Origin of the sequence: Enterococcus sp. AZ129 (assembly GCF_051714505.1) — a bacterium.
Lineage (GTDB): Bacteria > Bacillota > Bacilli > Lactobacillales > Enterococcaceae > Enterococcus > Enterococcus faecalis.
Window position 1 is genome coordinate 1216297 of sequence record NZ_JBIORY010000001.1, and the last position, 22009, is coordinate 1238305.

Sequence of the window (22009 nt, forward strand, 5' to 3'; positions counted from 1 at the left end):
ATGGACGTAGTAAAAGAAATTATGGCAGCAATTAAACAATATGAAACAATTATTATTCATAGACATCAAAGGCCCGACCCAGATGCGATTGGCTCACAGGTTGGGTTAGCAGAACTCTTAAGAGCGAGCTTTCCTGAAAAAAATATTTATCAAGTAGGCGGACCAGTGGAAGGCTTAGAGTTTTTAGCTGAAATGGATGTCATTACTGACGATGTCTATCGAGGTGCATTAGTCATTGTAACAGATACTGCAAATGCTCCACGAATTAGTGATGCGCGTTTTTCTTTAGGCGATCAATTAATTAAAATCGATCATCATCCGAATGATGAACCCTATGGAGATTTAGTTTGGGTGAATACAAATGCAAGTAGTTGTAGTGAAATTATTGTTGATTTTTGGCAACAGCATTTAGCAGAATTAACGATGACAGATAATGCAGCTCGTTTATTGTATGCTGGGATTGTGGGGGATACAGGACGTTTTCTTTATCCTTCCACTTCGGCGCATACACTCGCTGTCGCTGCGCAATTGCGTACGTTTAACTTTAATGCCGCAGACTTAAATCGTGAGTTAGACCAAATGCCTTTAAAGGTTGCTAAATTAGCGGGTTATATTTATCAAAATTTAGAAATCGACGCAAATGGCGCTGCTCGTGTCGTTTTACCACAAAGTATTTTAAACAGTTATGATATTGTCGATTCTGAAACGGCAGCCATTGTTTCAATGCCAGGAAAAATTGAAGATGTTCTCTCATGGGCAATCTTTGTTGAACAGCCGGAAGGTTATTATCGCGTTCGATTACGTTCCAAAGGGCCAATCATTAATACAATTGCTAAAAAACATCATGGCGGCGGCCATCCTTTGGCAAGTGGCGCTAATGCCCGTGATGCAGCTGAAATTGAAGTGATTTACCAAGAAATCCAAGCAGCTTGCCAAGAGTGGGCTCAAAAATAAATAAGTAATTAGAAAGTAGTTATCGGACGTTGATAAATCATTAGGACTACTTTTCATTCACTAGAAAATAAGGTAAAATGAAAAAGAATTATTTTTTACAAAGGAGAACGTTAATGACAGAGCAATTACCAAACTGCCCTGAATGTGGGTCGGCATATGCCTATGAAGATCGCGGATTATTTATTTGTCCAGAATGCGGTCATGAATGGTCACCAACAGAAGAAGTTGCAGAAGAAGGCTTAGTAGTCAAGGATTCAAATGGCAATCTTTTAGCGGATGGTGACAGTGTTACTGTAATCAAAGATTTGAAAGTTAAAGGTGCCAGTGGCGCAATTAAACAAGGCACAAAAGTAAAAAACATTCGTTTAGTGGAAGGTGATCATAACATCGATTGTAAGGTAGATGGCTTTGGTCCAATGAAGTTAAAATCAGAGTTTGTTAAGAAAATTTAAATTTCATTTGAATGATGAGACAGTAAGAGTCTAGGACACAACCATCGTCCTAGACTCTTACTAATGTTTATCGGTCTTGTATTTTATCATTGTACGAAGGCCGTGCCAAGCGTTGTAAAGTGTGAGGATTAACCCGATACCTAAAGGAATCCATAACCATTGCGGAGAATAAGCGGCATCTTTTAACGTTTCAGGGTTGATGGTCCATGATTCTTGCAATACTTGGAAACTAAAAACCATGAGAAATGTTGAAATAAGTAACAAAATAAACCGTAAATAATGAATCGTTGTTTGACGGTGAATCAGTGCAAAGAGTAAGTAGAGCACAAGTAAAAATAGCGGCACTCCAAACGCAAAATATGGCTGTAACATGAGAACGTCCTCCTTTTTCTTAATGATACTGCAAAGGAGAGGATTTGCAAAATAAAATTTATTGTTGGTACATTTTTTTAGAAACAAGTATAGTGTTATTGAGGCATTCATACTTGAAATTGTTTATCTTGGAGGAATTTTTATGGCAGTATATAGCGAACCAATTAAATGGGCAATCATTATTTTCCCGTTTCTAGCATTTTTTATTTCTGGGGTATTATTAATCTATGAATACCGCAAATATGGTTCCTTTGTTTGGACACGAGCAATGATTTTGTATTCATTTGTTTTTTATTTATTATGTGCCTATTTCTTGGTAATTTTACCGTTGCCATCTCGGGCAGAAGTGGCTCAATACACAGGACCGACAATGGAACTGCGGCCTTTTCATTTTATTTCAGGGATTTTAAACGAAACTGTTTTTTCGCTCAAAGATCCTAGTACGTATTTGCCAGCATTAAAACAGCATGCCGTTTTAGAACCACTGTTTAATGTTTTATTAGTTTTACCTTTTGGTGTGTATTTACGGTATTATTTCAAATGTTCATTTTTAAAAACAGTTCTTGCGAGTTTTTTATTGTCATTATTTTTTGAATTAACACAGTTATCTGGCCTTTATTTTATTTATCCACGTTCGTATCGCTTGGCGGATGTCAATGATTTAATTAATAATACCGTCGGAGGCATGGTCGGTTATTGGTTGACGCCACTCTTTACCTTTTTATTGCCAACACGAGAAGAAATTGATGCCACCTCTTATGAAAAAGGGCAGACAGTTAGCCTGTTGAGACGTTTCTTTGCATGGGGGATTGATTGGTTGGTGATTGGCTTTGTGCAAGGCCTGCTCGTTTTTGGACTAAATTTCATTCCAGCTTATAAAAATTGGGCAACCAATTATCCGATTTTTTCAGATCGGATGTGGTTCTTTATCATGGTGTTTGCGGTCTTTATCGTCATGATGAAACTGACAAATGGTCAAACGTTAGGGAAAAAAGTTGTTCGCATTCGGGTGGTTGAAACAGGACATGAAAAAATTCGTTTAAAAGCCTTGTTTGTTCGCTACGGTTATTTGTATTTTGTGTATGGTTTAATTAGTATTTATCTAGCTAATGCCACTGATTTATTGAATTCTTCTAATCGGATGTTGCAAATGGTGTCGTTGCTTCTGTATTTGTTCTGTTTAATTTTATATTTACTATTTTTGATCAACGTTTTGTTAACCTTGATTCGTAAAAAACGGCGTTTGTTTTATGAAAAAGCCAGCCACACTTATACAGTCAGTACATTAGAAGTTGCGAAAACAAAGGAATCAGCAGGTGAGTAAAAGTTGTTTTTGTGTTATAATGCCAAAGTGCATAAAGAATTTAACGAGAAGAGGTGAGGCAAGTGCCTTCATTTAAACAATTTCAATTTCAACCTTTTATCAACGAAGCACTCGCAGAAAAAGGGTTTGAAGAACCAACAGAAGTCCAAGAAAAATTAATCCCAATCATTAAGAAAGGGAAAAGTGTCATTGGACAATCGCAAACAGGAAGTGGAAAGACGCATACTTTTTTACTTCCATTAATGGATAAAGTTAAGCCAACTATCGACGAAGTACAAATTGTGATTACTGCGCCTAGTCGTGAATTAGCCAATCAAATTTATCAAGAAGCGCAGCAATTGGCTCGTTTTAGTCAACCAGAAATTCGAGTGTCAAATTTTGTTGGCGGAACAGATAAACAACGTCAATTAAATAAATTAAAGCATCAACAACCTCATGTGGTGATTGGTACACCAGGGCGGATTTTAGATATGATGAATGAACAAGCCTTGAAAGTGCATACGGCTTTTGCCTTTGTTGTCGATGAAGCAGACATGACATTAGATATGGGCTTTTTAGCAGAAGTCGATCAAATTGCTGGTCGTTTGCCAGAAAAATTACAAATGCTCGTTTTTTCTGCAACCATTCCAGAAAAATTACGACCATTTTTAAAAAAATATTTAGAAAATCCAGTGATTGAACATATCAAACCAAAAGCAGTTATTTCAGAAACAATTGACAATTGGTTGATTTCCACCAAAGGAAAAAACAGCAATCAAATAATTTATCAATTATTGACTATCGGGCATCCTTATTTAGCGATTGTTTTTGCAAATACTAAACAAAGAGTTGATGAAATCACCGATTACTTAAAAGATCAGGGCCTAAAAGTTGCCAAAATTCATGGAGACATTACACCACGCGAAAGAAAACGTGTGATGCGTCAAGTTCAAAATCTTGACTACCAATATGTGGTAGCTACTGATTTAGCCGCACGTGGGATTGATATTGAAGGGGTTTCACATGTCATCAATGCAGAAGTTCCACATGAATTGGACTTCTTTATCCATCGGGTTGGCCGCACAGGACGTAATGGATTGAATGGAACTGCCATAACATTATATTCACCAGCGGATGATGAAGCGATTACTCAGATTGAGCAGTTAGGTGTTTCTTTCAAACCAAAAGAAATTAAAAATGGTGAGATTGTAGAGACGTATGATCGCAATCGTCGAACAAAACGAGAAAAATCTCGAGAAGAATTAGACCCAACGTTAATTGGTTTAGTGAAAAAGAAAAAGAAAAAAATTAAACCAGGATACAAGAAAAAAATTAATTGGGCAATTGAAGACAGCAATAAGAAAAAACGTAAAATTGAACGTCGTCAAAAAGATCGTTCTGCTAGAAAAGCAAAAAAGAATTCTTCTAACTAACATTGTTGTGGATTATTTAAAGTAAGGGACGAGAATCGTGAAGATTCTCGTCCCTTACTTTTTTATATGATAAATATTTAAGTCACTTTTAAAATAACTCTTTTTTTAAAGTGACTATTGCTAAAAGTAGAGAAATTTACCAATTAATTGTAAAGATTTTTGTTAAAAACATCAAAATGTTGGTGTTTAGAACCAACATTTTGATGTTTTCTCGAGAAAAAAATAATAAAATTACAGATTTTTTGGCGAGTTTTAGCAAAAAGTAGGAAGTTTCGGCACTTTTTTTGTTAAAAAATCAGCTTTATTAGTTGATATTAAAGGAAATTCATTTTTTTTTACGGAGGATAAAAAAATTTTACACACAAAAAAATTCATTTTCTAATATAATATAAATAACCACCAAAATAAAGAATAAAGGAGCGAAGAGAGATGAAGATAAAAAAGTGTTTATTAATCAATCGCTGGAGGAAACACGCGATTTGGTAACGTAGTTTGGTTGGTGCGTTTAGTTATTGGTAGCAGAGAGAAGTTTTAGGAGGAAAGAAGAAATGAGAAGGATTTTGGTATTAACAAAGAACATTTTAGTTGAGCAAACATTTCAGCAGCAATTACAACATTTAAATTATGAAGTCTTTTGTACGAACTGCTTTGAAGAAACTATAGAACATGAGTTAACTTTTTTTAATTATTTTGATGCAATTGTATTAAGCGAAACACTTTCTCAGAACGATTGCTTGAGATTATTAGGAAGTCTTTCATCGTTAGAGAAGCCGATTTATCGACGTTCACAATCGATGTGTAATAAACGTGAAGCGGAGATTTGGCAGGAAAGAGGTATTATCCGGTGGTTAGGCCTCAAAGATTCATTGGAAGATATTCGTGAAAAAATTGACACTGTCGATCAAAGTTTTGCCGAAGTCACAGCCGAGCTACTTGATGACCAAATAAAAAAGATTCGCTTTACAAAAAACGAGCAACGCTTTTTAAAAATCTTGTATCAGCATGCCCACGAAGGGTTGGATCGTGATCAAATTTGTCGCTTGCTTTGGCAGAAAGAACCAGATGCTTCTACAAAATCGCAGCTGTCTTTCGTATGTAAACGAGTGAAACAAAAATTTAGTGATGCAGGTATGAATGAAGAGATTATTACAACCTCTTGGGGAAAAGGGTATCAAATAAATGAACAAATTTTGCCTTATTTAGAGCAAACGTTGTTTGAAACAGCTTAGTAAGGAAAGATTCCTACGTAAGTGTCTAGTTTTTACCCGAAACATATTTTAAAAATTAGAATGTTCTAATCTAAAAAACTCCTTCAAAAAATTAAATAACAACAATAAAAAAAGCTCTGTGTAAATTGATTTATACAGAGCTTTTTTGCGTGTCTTACTAGGAGGAAGAAATATGTTAAAAAATAAATTTAAAGCAACAGATGTGTTAGCACAAGCAACTTTTCATATGCCTAAATTACTTTTTATAAAATCGTCAAAATATTATTCAATGTCTGCACAAGCAAAATATGCGTATAGTTTATTGAATGAATATTTAGAAGAAGCATTAATTGAAAAACGAATTGATGAAAAAAAACAGGTCTATATTTCTTATACGAATCAAGAATTAGCAATTTTACTCAATGTATCTGAAGAAGAAATTGAAGAAATCAAAAATGAATTAGAAGATTATGACTTACTAACAATTGAATTCGGTCGAATTTATCTAAAAGAATTGATTGCTACAATAGAAGATGTTCATAGCTATCAATACCAAAATTCTTTCTTAATTCATGGACAAGATGAGGTGTAAAAGATGGCTACAAAGAAATTTACTGCAACACGTAAATACAATGAGTTGTATTATCAATTTCCAAAAGTATTTATTACGAGTGAAAAATATCGGTCATTATCTGACAAAGCGAAAATTGCTTATATGATTTTTCGATCACGGTTAGATTTTGCCATTCAAAGAAATCAAATAGATGAACAAGGATTCATCTATTTTGAATTTACAGAACAAGAACTAGCAAAGGCAGTGAATTGTTCTAGACGTTCAGTGAATACAATTAAAGAGGAATTGAAAAAATATGAGCTATTAGAAATTGAAGATAGAGGATTTGATAAACAAACTGGCAAAAGAAACAAGGCTCGTTTGTATCTAGGCGAATTAGATACGACAGAAAATGATGTGTATTCACTGGATGTAGAGGAATTGCCTAGTGCAGATTTTGCACAAGAACAAGAAGAGAGAAAAAATGTTGATAATACAGAAAACTCCTGTCATTTTGACGCGAAAAAACCATGTGCAAATTCTGCACAATTATTTAATAATTCCTTTAACTATCTAGATACAGAAAATATAGATACAACAATCGATACTACTAGTTCCGTTGAAATAGCAGATAATTGGCAAAAAGAGTTTATTGCTCGTTATAGCGAAAGCACATTTGTTCCAGAAGATGTTTTAGTTTGGATTGTTCGTAGTTCGGAAGAATGGCGGGAAGCAAAAGAGCAGTTAAACATGATTTATGATAGCAAGCGAATTATAGAGAAACGACAGCAAAATTATAACAAAAGGCATGGAATTGGTAGTGAAGAGTATCGAATTCTAGGAGAAACATTTGCGGAAGATTTAACTCACATGTATCAACGTTGTATTCAAAATGAAAAAATTGCTCGACATGAAGGAAAAGCCATTCAAAATCGAAAAGGATTTTATTTTAAAGCTTTGCTGAATTTCTGGGAATGCTGTGCACGAGAATTAAATATCGATCCACTGGCAACGAAATTATCAGATCAAGCAGAATATTTATTACTACAAGCAAAACGCTCATGTAGTCGTGAAGATTTAGAGGATCAAATCTATGGACTAGCGCAATTACCTGAAATTTCAATCCATAATTGGTTGGAGGAATTGGATATATGAAAATGTCTCCTAATCACTTACGTTATATTTGTTGTGAAGTAACATTGTTTAATCGACAACGTTGGAAGTTATCGAATCGGATTGCTCGAAGGGTCATTATTGATTCAACAGGGAAAAGCACAGTGATTTTGACAAAAAAATTAGCAACAAAGCAAGATTTCCAACTGTTTTTTTCTCAAGTGAAAGCTATTTATTTTGATGGGAAAATTATTGCGAATCGTGGTTGTTCGAACCAGAATTTGATGGTTTCAAATATTGTTTTCTCACGAATGAAACGCCGACAAGACCTATTAAAGCAGGCACGAAAAGCGTATAAAGCATTCAAAAAGCAAGAAAAGCAAAAATGGTCCAAACAAAATGCCGAATAAAAAAGAGTACCGAAGCATTGAACGGCAAAAACAACACTCGCACATACAAAAAGAAAGAGGGAAGACATGATGAAGAACATCCGATTTTACTTGCTTGCACCAATTGTTTTTCCTGTCGTTTTGCTTGGAGCAGTGGTTTTAGAATTTGGAATCAAATTACTAATTATTTATCGACAATTGAAAAAATAAAACGGAAAGAAACTAGCCTTTTTTGTTTGTTAGTTTTTATTGAGCTAACAAACAAGGAATAAATGAGCAAGTAGCGAGCGGATAATCGCTATCGAAAAAAGGATAAGTAAGCACACGGACACGAAACGTAAATGCTTTTAAGGAACATTTGATGATGAAAGGAAAAGCTAGCTGGTGGAAGGAATCCCTTGAACTAGGGGAGTAGAAATACTCAAGTACAAATAGGTACTTTGAACAGAAGCGATACACGTAAACCTACTTATTTCTTTTGGGAGATCTTTGAAAATTGGATACAAACAGGACTTTCTAAGTTAATCAGCGTGTCTAACAGGGACTTAGGAAGGATAAACCACCTAAAAAAGTATGGTGAATCTCAAGCGATACGTATTGATGGGTGTGGCACAGAACAAAAAAAGGTTATTTGCGTGGATCAGTTAGTATGAAAAATATATGATGACGAGTACAATCGTCCGCTCGTTTTTCAAGGGAGCAAAGGCACTTTTTTAGAGTTTGGGGTTGCTGACGCTAGAAACCCTGCGAAAGAAAATCTGTTAAATATAAATACTAGCAAGTAAGTTAAAACTAATAAACAAAAGAGGCTAGTTTTTATTTCATTCGTTTTTATCGAGTATTTAAAATGAAAGGATTTTTGTATGAAAAAGCAAACGAATTATTTAAATCAATTGTTAAAAAAACGTGTGGTTGTAATTACTACAGATGCAAAAAAGTTAGAAGGAATACTAATTAGAGTAACAAAATATGAATTGTTTTTAGAACAGATTAAAGACAATGAGAGAACAGGTCAAGTATTTGTTTGTTTTAAACATGCAATAAAATATGTTCGTTATCAGAAATAATTCATTTTTTTGAAAAAATAAAGAAAAAGGAGTTTATTGAAAAGATGAGTAAAGAAAAAATTTCTGAAATAGAAAAACAGCTTGAACAACGATTAAAAAAAAGAAAAAATCGCTTAATGACTATTGAAGAATGTGCTGAGTTAGTTAAACTACCAGTTCATGTATTGATAGCAATATCAAAATATTTTTTTAATATAAGACGTATGTATCAATATAACAAGGAAGAAAAGAGTCTTGTTAGTTATTTTTTATGTATTAAATAAAAAAATGTTATTGAAAAATGTTGAAATTTTCGAAGCGTTTTTATAAAATAATTATGTGATAAAAATAACAAGAGAAATTGTTCTCTTGTTATTCAAGTGAGTAGGCAAAGTATTGTTTATTTATTTTTGCAAGACCAAAAGTATCACCTATTTTTAAATTATTAGGGGTATGTTTGATACTAGAAATTGAAAAAAGATTTTTTGCTTTATCAGTTACGGTAAGTGGAAATTCAATATCATTTTCTTTTTCAGAAGTGATAAAAGCTACGTTTTTCTTTTCAAACAAGACAGTAGTGATTTGAGAAGAACCAAGATCGATTAAATCTTGTCCATATTTTTCTCTTAAGCTATTTAATGAAGGATAAACGGCAAGCTCACTAGATTGGCTTGTAGTAGTTGATTGAACAGTATTTTGTGACTGTGTTTCTGTTTTGTTAGATACAGTAAAAGCAATAATAGTAAGTACAATCAGTAAGATTGAACCAATAGCAACAATGTATTTCTTATTCATAGAACCTCCGTTGTAAAAATTATTTATTATTGTTTTAGTTGTAAGTTCAAGACAGAAAACGACTTATTGCCGTTTCTGTCTTTTTTCTTTGAGCTGTTTTGCGTATTTTTCAATATCTTTTTTCAAATATAGTCTGATGATAGAAGGACCTGGTTCGTCGCCTATTTCTAGGAATGGTTTTATTCTATTTTGTTGTAGCGCTCGAGAAAAGGCTTCATAGCTTTGACCAGTGATTTTGGCAGCTTGTTTACGACTAAGTAAGTTATCTTGTGCCCAATTGTGGAAATCAGTTAAATTATTGATTTTCATGAAAATAACTCCTTTCAATAGTTGGAATTTAGGTAGCAAACTTAGTATATCAAAAAATGAAAAAAATACAAAAAATATATTGACTAAAGGTGTTAAGTTTGGTACTATATTTTTGTAGATAAAACAAATAAATATTAAAAAGAAAGAAGGAATTAAATCATGAAAATTTTGAAGGTATTAGCTATCGGAGTAACAGTGGGTGGAATTGCGTTAGCAATGAATAGTGAAAAAGCTGAAGCAGCAGAATGGACACCACGTACAGCAGAACAAATCAAAGCTGAAATCAAAGGAAACGAATATACAATTGTTTGGGGAGATACACTAAGTGCTATTAGCCAAGCGACAAATATTACAGTGCAAAAATTAGCAGACATGAACAAAATTGCAAATGTAGATTTAATTTATGCAGGAAACAAATTGAGTTTTGATGGCAATGTAGCAAGTGTGCAAAACAGCGCAGGTGAAACAGTGGCTCAAACAGTGATTCAAGATAAAGACAAAGTAAATCCAAGTCAGCCAGTAGGCCAACCTACACAAGAAGCAACAATGAATAATGTAGTAACAGATAACACACAAACTGGAAATGTTGAAGCAGCACCAAGTACACCAGAACAAACGCCAGTTCAACCAGATAATGGCAGCCAAGGCGAACAAACAACGCCTTCTACACCAGAAAATAATGGCGGAACGACAACTCCATCACAACCTAATCAACCAGATAATGGAGGTAATGGTGGAGCAACTACGCCAGAACAACCAAATCAACCTGGTGGAGGGAATACGGAAAATCCTTCTACACCAAGTGACGAATATGATCCAATGACTCCAGTTGGTTCAGGTGGGCTATTTGGAAGTGAAGCTGAAGCAACTGCTGCTGGTCAGGCAAAAGCTTTAGAATTATCTAAAGAAGGGCAAGGAGATTACAGAGTAGTGGTTTGGGAAGTAAAATATGTAGATGGACGTACAGCTGGTTGGACATATGAATTAGCTATTTAAAAAATATTTGATTGGAAGCAATGATTGTTTTACGACAATTGTTGCTTCTTTTTTTTGGAGGAATTTTATGGAACTTTTGAGAGCACCGCCTATATTTAATGCAAGCAATAATTATTTTAGGAGGGAATTTAATGGATAAAAAATTTAAATTGTTCAAAAGTAAAATGTTAACTATTTTAGCAATGTTGACTATTTTAGGAGCAAACGTTATACCTTCAGCAACTGCCGTTGCTGAAAGTATAAATACAATAGAGTCGGTATCTACAGTAGAGAATAAAGATACTGAAACAACTACTACGGAAGAATCCACAACTTCTTCTAGTAAAATTAATGAAGTAACAGATAGTACTCAAAACTCTCAAAACGAGTTAAATAAAACGATTGGGAATAGTATGAATAGTAATGATAGTCCAACTGAAACAGAAAGCAGTTCGTCTCAAGTTTCTAGTGAGCAACAAGTTCAACACTCAACAGAAGAAGGTAAGAAAATAACACAAGAACGAACAGGTGAAGAATTAGCTAAACGACCAAATCCAACAGATGTACAAGGCTTAACGGATGATGAAATCGTTTCTTTAGCACAGTATCTTTACGGAGACTATGCTAAAAAAGATTCTTCTTTTGGAGTGTCAGTAAAAAATGATGAAGGAAAAGTAATTGAAATTCCTTTTGAAAGAGCTACACGAAAAACGCGAGCTGTGGGGACAGAAGGGAATCCTGTTTATGCTAGATATGATGCTACTAAAGGAGCATGGCATGTATGGGGAGAGTTTTATCAACCATTGTATATTGATAATAATTTAGCGTATTGTGTAGAGCCTGGAGTTGTTTTTGTTCCAGGAGCTGGATTCACTCAACAAACTACATTTAATGGGATAACGGCGATACAAAAAGAAGCCATTAACACTATTATGAACTTTGGAGCGAAAAAAGGAGATAGTAGTGAATATATTTTTGCTACTAATATGTATATGTGGGAAAAATTAAATTGGGCAGTATCCACTACATTATCAGGTTATTCTAACTATAAACAACAAATTGAAAATAATATTGCTAATTTTAGAATAAAACCAAGTTTCCATAAAAGTGTATATACTGTTAAAGTAGGAGATACTTTAAAAATTACAGATACAAATGGTGTATTAAAACATTTTACCGTTCAAAATAATTTAAATGCAACTGTTAAGAAAAATGGGAATGTGTTAGAAATCACACCTAATGCAAATTCTAAGAGTGGAGACATTGATTTATTAAGAAATACATTTTATACAGGCAGTCAATTCTTTTGGGTTAAACCAGGATCTCAATCTGTAACTACGGCAGGCGCAAGTGACCCGACTGTTGGTTATGTTAAAATTAATGTCCTCAAAAACGGTAATGTAAAAATCAAAAAAGTGGACGCAGACACAGGAAAAGCTATTTCTGGTGCGAAATTCAAACTTTCTTATGGTGGCCGAAATGTGGAAGTGGTAACTAACGCTAATGGTGAAGCTGACCTGAAAGATATTCCTCATGGGACAACAGTAACCATTCCAGAAATTCAAGCAGCGAACGGTTATGTTCTTAATAAAACACCACAAACAGTCACAGTTGAAGCGAATAAAACAATTACAGTTACGTTCAAAAACAAAAAGCAAGTTGGACGCTTAGATCTTATCAAAGAAGATAAGGAAACAGGAAATCAAGCGCAAGGATCTGCTAAGTTGGAAGGTGCTGTGTATGGTTTATTTGAAACAAATGGTCAAAAAGTAAAAGAAGTGACGTTGAAAAAATCTGGAGACAAAGTCACAGGTTCTTTTGAAAACATTCAAATTATGCATGACTATTATGTTCAAGAAATCAAAGCACCAGAAGGATATACGTTAGATAAAACAAAATATCCAGTAAACATTGCGTATGCAGGTCAAGATAAAACTGTCGCAGTAAAAACAATGACGCTAAAAGACCAAGTCATTAAAGGTGGCGTGGAAATTGTTAAAATTGGTGACAAACCACTTGTCAAAAAAGTCCTTGATACAATCACAGGAAAAGCAGACAATATCAAGCCTCAATTAGAAGGGGCAGAATTCACTATCACGTCAAAAACAACTGGAAAAGTTGTAAAAGTGATGACAACGGATAAAAATGGTAAAGCAAGTACAGGTAAAACATTGCCTTACGATTCTTATGTCATGGAAGAAACTAAAACGCCAGAAGGATATTTAGCGATTGATCCAATTGAATTTACTATTTCAGAAGAAGACCAAAAATTCTTCTGGGTATTGGAAGATAAAATCATTGAAGCTCGTCTACATTTAGTGAAAGTTGACGCAGAAACAGGAAAAAATATTCCGCTACGCGATACAACGTTCAAAATTTGGGACCGCTGGGCAAATGACGGTAAAGGCGACTATGTTTCTATGCGTGTACCAAACTCATTAGAAATTAGTGACGAATTCAAAACCAATGAAAAAGGGGAATTGGTGACAAGCGATAGCTTACCATTCGGTAAAGATCGTTATGAAATTCGTGAGTTACGTGCGCCAGAAGGCTACTTACTTGCGACTGAACCAGTTGTTTTCTCTGTTACTGAAGCTGATGCAGGTGGCGTAATTACGATTAAATTCGAGAATATGCCACAAAAAGGCCAAGTAAAAATCCATAAAACAGGTGAAAAAGGCATTTCTACTGTCGAAAAAGAATGTGAGTACGGAAAATATGCGGAAATTCAATATGACCAAGTGGATTTAGCAGGTGTGAAATTCAAAATCCGTGCAAGAGAAGATATCACAACGCCTGATGGTACTGTTCGTTTGGCCAAAGGGGAATATGTTCAAAAAGACGGCAAAGATTTTGAGTTAGTAACAAATGATTTAGGAATGACTGAATCTGATCCAAACTTATATCTAGGTAAATATGAAGCAGTAGAAATCGAAGCACCAAATGGTTTTGTGCTGTTAAAAGACCCAATTCCTTTTGAAATCAAATACGAAGGACAACTGGTTGAATTAGCTTCTACAACCGTTAAAGTTGAAAATCAATTGCAAGAAATCAACGTATACGGCTACAAGAAACAAGAAGTTGTAACTGGGTGGGAAGACGGCAAACCAGTGATTGAGCTAGAAAATGCGAAGAATGGCCAAGTCTTTGGCTTATTCGTTGGTGAAGGTGGGATTCAAATTGGCTTTGATATTTTACCTCACGACACAGCATTAGCTTTTGCGAAAGTCAAAGACGGCAAATTAGCTTTTGAAGGCTTAACATTACCAAATGTAGAAAGTAATTTCTACTTAAAAGAAATTGATGCAGGTAATGACCATGTGTTGGACGAAACCAAATATGGATTTAAATATGTACCTTCTACGAATGAAAAAGAGCATACGATTCATGTATTTGCGGACGGATACGCTGAAAATAAAGAAATCTTGACGAAAATGGCTCGAAAAGAAATTGAAAACAAATTAGCGTATACAGACGTAGAGCTAATCAAAACGGATAATTTAGGAAACAAACCTCTTGAAGGCGTTGAGTTCCAATTGATCCGTGTAGACGGTAAAAAAGAAACTGTGGTAAATACGTACAAAACAGATAAAGACGGAAAAATCGCTGTGAAGAAATTACCAACAGGGAACTACAAATTCAAAGAAACAAAACCTTTGAAATGGTACTATCCAAATACAGACGATTTGAGCTTTGAAGTAACGCCAGAAACGAATGGCCAAGTCATTTCCCTTAAAGCAGTCAACAAACGCAAACCAATGGAAATTACCACACTTTTAGCGACTGTAGACGGTAAGAAAGAAGCGAACCCAACAATTGACAATACGTTACGTGATGAAGTGAAAATCAAAGGTGCAGAAGTTGGCCACACGTACACTATCGTTACTCCATACGTAGACCCAGAAACGAAAAAAGTGATTACGACTGTTGAATCAACGTATACAGCAAAAGCCGAAAATGAAACGATCCATGTAGATATTCCAATTGCGAAAAATACAATGAAAGACGGTCAAAAAGGGGTAGCTACTCACTATATTTATTACGACAAAGAAAAAACAAAACTTGTTGGTAAAGAAGATAACTTGGCCAATAAAGACCAAACAGTTACCTTCAAAACACCAAAAGCATTACCAAAAACAGGAGAAACAGCAAATGTTGCATATGTAGCATTAGGGCTGTTTCTTTTTGTATGCGCAAGTGTCGTTTTGGTTCGTCGTAAAATGAAACAAAGCAAATAAAAAACACTAGAGACAGCTCTATCAGCTGTCTCTAGATTCTTGATTGAGAAATGGAGGAAAGCTTGTGAAAAAAACAAGTAAACTTTTGTCTGCCTTGTTATTACTAAGTCAAGTATTTGGTTATACACCAACGGTTTTAGCAAATGAACTAGATACAAATAAACCGATAAATTCGGAATCTACAACAATAACTGAAGAAAATCAACCAGAGATACCTGAAGAAGATACAATAGATACATCAGAACGACCAGAAACAGATGTTCCACCAATAAATTCTTCTACAGAAGAACAACCAACTACACCTGAGCAGCCAGTAGAGCCAGAAACGCCTACGGTGCCAGATTCAAGCAAACCAGAAACCACACCCGTAGAACCTGAACAAAAACCAGAAGAAAATCGGCCTGTGGAAGAGTCTAAGCCAACGGATTCTACAACGACACAAACACCACAAAAACCAACAGAAACGCCGACAAATCAACCGAGTGTGTCCAATCAATCTAGTATTTCTACTACTATAGAAACAAATCAAGCCCCATCAGCACCCGTTGTAGACGAAGTTAAAGAATACCACCAAGCTCCATCAGCACCTATTCAAGAGTTAGTGCCAGAAAGTACGCTTTCTTCAGATGGAACCATTCACTTTGAAAAAAATGAAAGTGTGGAACAATTTATTCAAAAAATTGGAGAATCAGCTAGAAAAGTGGGCCAAGAAAACGATTTGTATGCTTCTGTTATGATTGCACAAGCGATTTTAGAATCTGCTAGTGGTCAAAGTTTACTATCAAAAGCACCAAATTATAATTTGTTTGGCATTAAAGGCACACATAACGGAAAAGGGGTCTCTTTTGCGACACAAGAGGATTTAGGCAATGGAACACTTTATACTACCCAAGCAACATTTAGACAATATCAGAGCTACGAAGAGAGCCTAAAAGACTATGCGAAACTCTTAAAAGAAGGGTTGGCAGGGAATGCTTCTTTTTATGAAGGCGTCTGGAAAAGTAAAGCGAAAACCTATCAAGAAGCCACTCAGTATTTGACAGGACGTTATGCGACAGATAGTCAATACAATCAGAAATTAAACGGCTTAATTGAAACTTATAACTTAACGATGTATGATCATCCGAAAGCGACAGTAGAAATGACAAAATCTGATTTTCCAGCGTATAACGGTGAAAACTACGATACGTATAACAGCTATGCGTGGGGAAATTGTACGCAATATGTCTATAATCGAATCACTCAATTAGGCAAACACATTGACTTAACCATGGGAAATGGAAAAGACTGGAGTGTGACTGGCCAAGCTCGAGGGTATGAAGTGAGTCGAACACCACAAGCAGGAACAGCCGTTTCTTTCCCTGCGGGCGTGTTAGGCGCAGATCCAATGTATGGACATGTCGCATTCGTTGAAAAAGTGAATCAAGATGGTTCAATTTACATTTCAGAAATGAATGTACAAGGCTTAAACGTCGTATCTACTCGTACAATTCCAGCAAATTATACAAGTGTATTAAGTTATATCACACCAAAATAAACAAAAGCAGACAACCTGTCTGCTTTTGTTTTTATGATATATGTGGGAGCAACTGACCGCTTGTTAAACAATTTCAGAAATAAAGCTATTTGTGTTAAGGAGTTGTATAAAAAATGTGGTTAATTTTTAAATATTTGATATATTTGTATCTTTCATTTTCGTTTTTAAATTTAAAATCTCGTATCTATCTAGAACGTAGTTTATTAAATATAGTATTAGGAATATTTTTTATCGTTTGGGTTTTCATTGATTTATTTTTTTTCTCAAACGATTTTTATCTTATTTATAAAGAATTTAAAGCAGTTTAAGATATTATTTTTTAACAATTAAAGTAGAGTAGATACAGAGTATAGTTACAAAAATAATAAGAATTATTGCTAGAACGACTATGAAGATAAAAAAACTTTTACAAATAACTAGTACAAGTTCTACAAGTAGATAGGGATAAAAAACTAGGCCTATTTGTATTCTATAAATTAAGCTTCTTGGAATCAGTCCGTGATCAGCACGTGCTCGATTGAGATTTTTCCAGTAGTTATTGGAAAAAATAATATATCGGAAATGTGTATTAAAAGTTATTTTTTCTTTTGAAAAACAATGAATACATTTTTTTAATGAAATTAACAAAGCATCATTCAAATAGAACTGTAATTGATTTTCAGTAATTATTTTATTTAGTTCTATTAAATTAGAATATATTTCTCGTTTATTTTCTTTTGTAATTTTTTGAAACAGATTTTTTTCAAGAGAAAAGTAACAAGGAATAAAAATATACTTGGTTACTTTTTTTAAGTTGTTTTGTTTGAAGGGTTGTTTTTTTATTGCGAAATAATTAAAGATTGTCCAAATGAAATTAGCAACTAATATTACTGAAGAAATAACTTCAAACAATTCCATAGAAATTCACCTCAATAAGTTAATTATTAGTAGTAGACGTTTGTGTTGCTTGTGAAAAAATGAGTTAGAGAAACGTATAGTATGTATTATACATTGTTATTAAAAAAAATAAATATGAGGTGATACGCAAAAACAAATAACAAAAAAGGTTTTTATTTAATAATTTAATGAAGAGTTAACCTTTTTATGGCGGATTTTTCAGAAAGGAGGAGAAAGCTTTGCTATTTGTAAGTGGATTATTATCAGGGGGAGTACTGGCAACTTTTTTTATGGCAAGCTTCATTGCAAGTGAACCAGAAGAAGTTGAAATCAAAAAGAAACAGTAGAGAGGGAAAGAAATGATCACAAATTATAAACAATTTTGGAAGAACAGTTTTCATTACAAAGGAAGAGTAACCAGAAAAGTGTATTGGTCTGTTATGTTAATGAATACTTTTATTAGTTTTGGGCTAGGGATAATAATAGTCGTTATACATGCATTGAATGCTTCAGAAGCAGTGATAATTAGTCTAGTTGATTTATTCATTGTTTATTGTGTGGCAGTTCTTTTTCCGTCTCATTCTATAAGTATTCGTCGTTTACGAGATGCAGGAATACATTGGGGATTTATTTTTCTATATTTTATCCCAACGATCGGTTCAATCCTATTAACTGTGTTGTATTGTTTACCAACGCAAAAAGAATAAACAAAAAAAGCAGAGAAACGGAGGGATACGATGTATTTTCAGTTTGTTTCTTCAGAAATGGAAGAAGTGCCTAACGAGCAAATTCCTTTGTCGAAAGTAAATGATTATCTTAAAGATTTAAATGACTACTTGCAAGGAGAAGAACAAAAGGGGTATCCATTTCAATTGAAAACGGAGGAGGAGGTTTTTTATTCAGGTTATCTATATTTACCTACAGAGAAAGAAGAATTTTCATTATACGACGAAATAAATGAGCAGTTAGAAGAAATTCATTCAGAAGAAGCAAAACAATTAGCTGATTTTTTAAAAGCCTATTTTGTGAATCTTTCCTCTAACAAAGAGGAAAAAGAAGAAATAGAACTTTTAGAAGAGGATAGAGAATCAGAAACAAAAGAGGTATCTAATCAAAAAACGAAAAGAAGAATCAATCGAAAGCTTAGCATAGTGGTATTTGTTGCTTTATTTTTTAGTTGTATGGCTTCTATTGGTTATGTTCATTTTATAAAAAAAACTTCGTTTGAAACACTTATTCAAACGGAAGAATATATCAAAGCAGGAGAAAATTTTCCTAATAAAGCAAATGAGATTGAACAAATGCTGTATATGTCCATGTTAGAAAAACAAACAACTAAAAAAATAAAAACATTAAAACAATTTACTAAAAAATTCTCAACAACTTTCGGTTCATTTGATGTGTCTATCTTTGAAAAAGATTATTCTTCTGCGATCCATAGTTATGAAGCGAAAAAAGATTCATTTATTAATGACACAGAACGTTTAACGTTGGTAGGATATGCGTATTTGAAGGAAGAAGCGATTGAAGAAGCAAAAACTATTCAAAAACAAACACGCAACATTGAATTAGAAGAGAAAATTTTTCGTTATGAGCAATTGACACAAGCGATTAAGGAAAAAGAAGTCGAATTAGAAAAATTAAGCAAAGAAGGGAGTAAAAAAAGAGAGCAAGCAGAAAAAGTCGCTAATGAAAAATTCCGATTAAAAGAAGAACTGCAAAATTTATAAAAAACGTAACACCAAAAACTATTGCAATATAAAGGAGAAAAAATATATGAAAAATCAACAGAAGAAAATTCTTATAGCTATGCTATGTAGTACAGTTGTTTTGGGAAGTACTGGTTATGCAATATGGGATAATTTGTCAGCAGAATCAGATAAAGCAACTAAATCAATTTCTTACCCTAAAAAGAAGAAAAATGTGTTGAAACAATTTTCAGAAGGTAAAGAAGAGTCTATTTTAGACAAAGTAACAGGTTCAAAAAAAGTGGAAAAAGTGATTAAACAAATAAGAGGGAAAGAAAATTATATTTTAGAGCCAAACGAGGTTTTAGAAGATTTAGCACTTTTTGATCGAAGAGCCAAACAAGCAGATCGTCATAAGGAAGGTGTCTTTACCAGTGAAAAACAAAAAAATCAAATGATACCACTATCTGTACAATTTAAGCCTAGTTTGAGTGGGCAAGCGCCTGTGATTTTACAGCCAAACAAACCAAATTCTTTTGATACGAATAAACCAATAGTAGAAATAAAACCTCCGATTATTTCAGATATTCTTCCACCAATACAACCACCAATTGATGAACAACCACCAATAGTACTTGTAGATTATACAGTATTAGAACGTTTAGTTGAAAATGCGGAAGGTTTACCAGCTTCTGTTTACATGACAGCTTCTTATCAAGTGATGCAAAATCAACTGAAGGTAGCTAAAACCATGTTGGCAGAACGTCAAGCGACGCAAGCTCAAGTGAATGCACAAGTAGAAGTCTTACAAGCAGCCATTGATCAATTGGTACTACGAGGCAATTTTTCTGATTTAGAGCAGTTGGTCGCACAAGTGAAGCTCATTCAACGAGAAAACTATACGACAGAAAGTGCCCAACGCTTAGATCAAGCGTATGAACAAGCAACAGCGTTGATTCAAGAAGGCGAAGCGACACAAGAACGTATTGATGAAGCGTTAAATCAGTTGAATCAAGCGATTATGCACTTAGTAGAACGTGGAGAAAAAGCAGCGCTTCAAGCGATTGTTGAGCAAGCCAAAGGCATTGATCGCGCGTTGTATACAGCTGAAAGTTTACAAGTATTAGACGAAGCAGTAGGTCAAGCGCAACAAGTCTTGCAATTTGTGGATGCTACACAAGCCCAAGTGGACGAAAGTGTTCAATTGGTTCAAACAGCGTTAGCTCAATTACAAACGATTGGTGAACCAGATTATAGTCTATTGCAATTGACTCGTTTGATTGAAGTTTGCGAACAAATGGATTTAACCGAGTATACGGAACAATCCGTAGCGGTATTTACAGCAGAGTTGGCTAGAGCGAAAGCCTTTGTTTCTAGTGGTGAAATAACAGAAGAATCCGTACAAGCGCAATTAGCCGCGTTACAACAAGCAAAAGAGCAATTAGTAAGAAAAGCAGACAAGACAGCGTTAATACAGTTAATTCAAGAAGTCAATCAATTAGAAGCTGTAAATTATACACCAGATAGCTGGGAAACGTTACAACAAGTATTACAAGAAGCGAATCGAGTAATGGAAGATACGCAGGCAACACAAGAAATAGTAGATACTATTTTTGTTCAACTAGAGAATGCTAAAAAAGCATTAATTGAAAAAGAAGAACAAAACAAAGAAAATACGATTTAGGAAGTCAAGGTTTAAAAGTTATTTAATAAGGAATAGCCCTAAGGGGTGACTGAAACGATGAAAGTCGTTTCAAAATATAGATTACGGGAAGGTAGAAAAGAATGAAATTCCCCTTTTCAAAAAAAGAAAAGGAGCAGAGCTCCACCTCAAAAAAGAATAGATCTCAAGAAAAACTGTCAAAAAAATCATATACGTATGGTGCTTCAAAGATACGTAAGGTGATTTGGACAGTTATTTTTTTATTCGTTTTTTTTAGTTGTTTGTCTATTGTACGGTCAAATGTTGTGGCCAACAAGTTAACAATAGCTAATAAAAAAATTGTTCAATTAGAAAAGCAATTTTCACAATTAGAAATGCAACAACAGTTAGACGTTCCAGAGACAGAAGCATTTTTTAAAGAGTTTATCCGATTATATGGAGAACAATTTAAAGAATACGAAAAACAACAACAGCGAAGTAAAAAGCTAAGTGAGTATTACAGTGAATTAGGGAAAATGTTAGGACAATCACCACGTGTAGATACTGAAGTAACCAGAATTGAAAATTATGGTTATGAACGAAAAGGAACAGAAAATATTGCGAAATTTTTTGTCGAAATCAAAACAAAAGCAGAAAATTCTCAAACGTTCCAAACCATTTTGAATATTCCGTTTAAAGTTGAAAAGGGCAAATATCAATTAACAGGATTACCTTATCAACAAAATGATCAGCGAAAGAATTTGATAGCCTCTACTTCTTATGAGGAGCACCAATTACCAACGAATGTGTTACAAGATCAAGTAGCTACGAAAAAAATTAGAACATTCGTTGAACAGTTTTTAACGGAATATCAAGAGAACAATCAAGAAAATTTGAAGTATCTAATGAAAAATGTGGAAGGATTGCCAAAAGGACTAACGATTGAAACAAAAGAATTTACTGTATACGAAACGGAAGACCACCCAGTTGTAGAATTATCATTGATTATGAGTTATGCAAACACAGGGGTTTCTTTTGAAGAAAATATGGAACTACATTTATCCAAAACAACTGATGGAAAATATTTTATTGATCAGTTGATTCATTATTAAAAAGAAGGAGAAGA

Annotated in this window: 21 protein-coding genes; 17 read left to right on the plus strand and 4 right to left on the minus strand. The window is 34.1% G+C overall.

The window, feature by feature from the left end; translation table 11 throughout:
* Both IGJ90_RS06065 and IGJ90_RS06070 read left to right on the plus strand, forming a co-directional pair.
* Positions 1–954, plus strand: coding sequence for a DHH family phosphoesterase (locus tag IGJ90_RS06065; RefSeq protein WP_002357742.1), 954 nt, complete (start codon positions 1–3; stop codon positions 952–954).
* 113 nt (positions 955–1067) lie between these two features.
* Entirely contained in the window at positions 1068–1406 is a 339-nt protein-coding gene (locus tag IGJ90_RS06070; protein WP_002366612.1) for a zinc ribbon domain-containing protein YjdM, read from the plus strand.
* Positions 1407–1466: 60 nt separating this feature from the next.
* On the opposite strand, the gene IGJ90_RS06075 is transcribed toward IGJ90_RS06070, so the two are convergent.
* Positions 1467–1865 (minus strand): hypothetical protein, encoded by a 399-nt coding sequence (locus IGJ90_RS06075; RefSeq protein WP_002382283.1) that lies wholly within the window; start codon positions 1863–1865, stop codon positions 1467–1469.
* Between the two features lie 55 nt (positions 1866–1920).
* On the opposite strand from IGJ90_RS06075, the gene IGJ90_RS06080 reads away from it, so the two are divergent.
* From IGJ90_RS06080 to IGJ90_RS06115, 8 genes are all read left to right on the plus strand, one after another.
* Positions 1921–3102: a VanZ family protein gene (locus IGJ90_RS06080; RefSeq protein ID WP_002366613.1), complete on the plus strand. Its 1182-nt coding sequence runs from the start codon at positions 1921–1923 to the stop codon at positions 3100–3102.
* 53 nt (positions 3103–3155) lie between these two features.
* Positions 3156–4514 carry a DEAD/DEAH box helicase gene (locus IGJ90_RS06085; protein WP_002385937.1) on the plus strand — a complete coding sequence of 453 codons (1359 nt, stop codon included), beginning with the start codon at positions 3156–3158 and terminating at the stop codon, positions 4512–4514.
* A 548-nt stretch (positions 4515–5062) separates the two neighbouring features.
* Positions 5063–5743, plus strand: coding sequence for a helix-turn-helix domain-containing protein (locus IGJ90_RS06090; RefSeq protein WP_002366614.1), 681 nt, complete (start codon positions 5063–5065; stop codon positions 5741–5743).
* A 172-nt stretch (positions 5744–5915) separates the two neighbouring features.
* Entirely contained in the window at positions 5916–6314 is a 399-nt protein-coding gene (locus tag IGJ90_RS06095) for a replication initiator protein A (protein ID WP_070363733.1), read from the plus strand.
* Between the two features lie 3 nt (positions 6315–6317).
* Positions 6318–7430 (plus strand): replication initiator protein A, encoded by a 1113-nt coding sequence (locus IGJ90_RS06100; RefSeq protein ID WP_438767748.1) that lies wholly within the window; start codon positions 6318–6320, stop codon positions 7428–7430.
* On the plus strand, positions 7427–7798 hold the full coding sequence (locus IGJ90_RS06105; RefSeq protein ID WP_070363735.1) for a hypothetical protein: 372 nt from the start codon (positions 7427–7429) through the stop codon (positions 7796–7798). The genes IGJ90_RS06100 and IGJ90_RS06105 overlap by 4 nt, the downstream gene beginning before the upstream one ends.
* A gap of 842 nt (positions 7799–8640) precedes the next feature.
* The gene (locus IGJ90_RS06110) at positions 8641–8844 is read left to right on the plus strand and encodes a hypothetical protein (RefSeq protein WP_438767751.1); all 204 of its coding nucleotides are present in this window, start codon (positions 8641–8643) and stop codon (positions 8842–8844) included.
* Positions 8845–8888: 44 nt separating this feature from the next.
* Positions 8889–9107: a hypothetical protein gene (locus IGJ90_RS06115; protein ID WP_070363739.1), complete on the plus strand. Its 219-nt coding sequence runs from the start codon at positions 8889–8891 to the stop codon at positions 9105–9107.
* 88 nt (positions 9108–9195) lie between these two features.
* Here IGJ90_RS06115 and IGJ90_RS06120 read toward each other — a convergent pair whose 3' ends face one another.
* Both IGJ90_RS06120 and IGJ90_RS06125 read right to left on the minus strand, forming a co-directional pair.
* Positions 9196–9618 (minus strand): hypothetical protein, encoded by a 423-nt coding sequence (locus IGJ90_RS06120; protein ID WP_438767753.1) that lies wholly within the window; start codon positions 9616–9618, stop codon positions 9196–9198.
* 63 nt (positions 9619–9681) lie between these two features.
* Positions 9682–9927: a hypothetical protein gene (locus IGJ90_RS06125; RefSeq protein ID WP_070363741.1), complete on the minus strand. Its 246-nt coding sequence runs from the start codon at positions 9925–9927 to the stop codon at positions 9682–9684.
* 159 nt (positions 9928–10086) lie between these two features.
* Here IGJ90_RS06125 and IGJ90_RS06130 point away from each other — a divergent pair, with 159 nt between their 5' ends.
* The 3 genes from IGJ90_RS06130 to IGJ90_RS06140 all read left to right on the plus strand — a co-directional run bounded on the left by IGJ90_RS06130 (position 10087) and on the right by IGJ90_RS06140 (position 16677).
* Positions 10087–10923: a LysM peptidoglycan-binding domain-containing protein gene (locus IGJ90_RS06130; RefSeq protein WP_057086814.1), complete on the plus strand. Its 837-nt coding sequence runs from the start codon at positions 10087–10089 to the stop codon at positions 10921–10923.
* Positions 10924–11054: 131 nt separating this feature from the next.
* Entirely contained in the window at positions 11055–15140 is a 4086-nt protein-coding gene (locus IGJ90_RS06135; RefSeq protein WP_438767756.1) for a SpaA isopeptide-forming pilin-related protein, read from the plus strand.
* A 64-nt stretch (positions 15141–15204) separates the two neighbouring features.
* Complete coding sequence (locus tag IGJ90_RS06140; RefSeq protein ID WP_438767758.1) at positions 15205–16677, plus strand: glucosaminidase domain-containing protein; 1473 nt, start codon at positions 15205–15207, stop codon at positions 16675–16677.
* A 312-nt stretch (positions 16678–16989) separates the two neighbouring features.
* Here the strand turns inward: IGJ90_RS06140 and IGJ90_RS06145 are convergent, their stop codons facing one another.
* Positions 16990–17574, minus strand: a complete 585-nt coding sequence (locus IGJ90_RS06145; protein ID WP_438767760.1) for a hypothetical protein — start codon at positions 17572–17574, stop codon at positions 16990–16992.
* Between the two features lie 338 nt (positions 17575–17912).
* Here IGJ90_RS06145 and IGJ90_RS06150 point away from each other — a divergent pair, with 338 nt between their 5' ends.
* The 4 genes from IGJ90_RS06150 to IGJ90_RS06165 all read left to right on the plus strand — a co-directional run bounded on the left by IGJ90_RS06150 (position 17913) and on the right by IGJ90_RS06165 (position 21995).
* Entirely contained in the window at positions 17913–18260 is a 348-nt protein-coding gene (locus IGJ90_RS06150; protein WP_438767762.1) for a DUF805 domain-containing protein, read from the plus strand.
* 30 nt (positions 18261–18290) lie between these two features.
* Positions 18291–19283: a hypothetical protein gene (locus IGJ90_RS06155; RefSeq protein WP_438767764.1), complete on the plus strand. Its 993-nt coding sequence runs from the start codon at positions 18291–18293 to the stop codon at positions 19281–19283.
* 46 nt (positions 19284–19329) lie between these two features.
* The gene (locus tag IGJ90_RS06160) at positions 19330–20925 is read left to right on the plus strand and encodes a hypothetical protein (RefSeq protein ID WP_438767766.1); all 1596 of its coding nucleotides are present in this window, start codon (positions 19330–19332) and stop codon (positions 20923–20925) included.
* A 218-nt stretch (positions 20926–21143) separates the two neighbouring features.
* Positions 21144–21995, plus strand: a complete 852-nt coding sequence (locus IGJ90_RS06165; protein WP_438767768.1) for a conjugal transfer protein — start codon at positions 21144–21146, stop codon at positions 21993–21995.
* Positions 21996–22009: the final 14 nt, after the last annotated feature.

What these genes read in the sequence shown, in the direction of transcription:
- IGJ90_RS06065 (WP_002357742.1), top strand. Translation starts at nt 1, where the DNA reads ATGGACGTAGTAAAAGAAATTATGGCAGCAATTAAACAATATGAAACA.
- IGJ90_RS06070 (WP_002366612.1), top strand. Translation starts at nt 1,068, where the DNA reads ATGACAGAGCAATTACCAAACTGCCCTGAATGTGGGTCGGCATATGCC.
- IGJ90_RS06080 (WP_002366613.1), top strand. Translation starts at nt 1,921, where the DNA reads ATGGCAGTATATAGCGAACCAATTAAATGGGCAATCATTATTTTCCCG.
- IGJ90_RS06090 (WP_002366614.1), top strand. Translation starts at nt 5,063, where the DNA reads ATGAGAAGGATTTTGGTATTAACAAAGAACATTTTAGTTGAGCAAACA.
- IGJ90_RS06095 (WP_070363733.1), top strand. Translation starts at nt 5,916, where the DNA reads ATGTTAAAAAATAAATTTAAAGCAACAGATGTGTTAGCACAAGCAACT.
- IGJ90_RS06100 (WP_438767748.1), top strand. Translation starts at nt 6,318, where the DNA reads ATGGCTACAAAGAAATTTACTGCAACACGTAAATACAATGAGTTGTAT.
- IGJ90_RS06105 (WP_070363735.1), top strand. Translation starts at nt 7,427, where the DNA reads ATGAAAATGTCTCCTAATCACTTACGTTATATTTGTTGTGAAGTAACA.
- IGJ90_RS06110 (WP_438767751.1), top strand. Translation starts at nt 8,641, where the DNA reads ATGAAAAAGCAAACGAATTATTTAAATCAATTGTTAAAAAAACGTGTG.
- IGJ90_RS06115 (WP_070363739.1), top strand. Translation starts at nt 8,889, where the DNA reads ATGAGTAAAGAAAAAATTTCTGAAATAGAAAAACAGCTTGAACAACGA.
- IGJ90_RS06120 (WP_438767753.1), bottom strand. Translation starts at nt 9,618, where the DNA reads ATGAATAAGAAATACATTGTTGCTATTGGTTCAATCTTACTGATTGTA.
- IGJ90_RS06125 (WP_070363741.1), bottom strand. Translation starts at nt 9,927, where the DNA reads ATGAAAATCAATAATTTAACTGATTTCCACAATTGGGCACAAGATAAC.
- IGJ90_RS06130 (WP_057086814.1), top strand. Translation starts at nt 10,087, where the DNA reads ATGAAAATTTTGAAGGTATTAGCTATCGGAGTAACAGTGGGTGGAATT.
- IGJ90_RS06135 (WP_438767756.1), top strand. Translation starts at nt 11,055, where the DNA reads ATGGATAAAAAATTTAAATTGTTCAAAAGTAAAATGTTAACTATTTTA.
- IGJ90_RS06145 (WP_438767760.1), bottom strand. Translation starts at nt 17,574, where the DNA reads ATGGAATTGTTTGAAGTTATTTCTTCAGTAATATTAGTTGCTAATTTC.
- IGJ90_RS06150 (WP_438767762.1), top strand. Translation starts at nt 17,913, where the DNA reads ATGATCACAAATTATAAACAATTTTGGAAGAACAGTTTTCATTACAAA.
- IGJ90_RS06155 (WP_438767764.1), top strand. Translation starts at nt 18,291, where the DNA reads ATGTATTTTCAGTTTGTTTCTTCAGAAATGGAAGAAGTGCCTAACGAG.
- IGJ90_RS06160 (WP_438767766.1), top strand. Translation starts at nt 19,330, where the DNA reads ATGAAAAATCAACAGAAGAAAATTCTTATAGCTATGCTATGTAGTACA.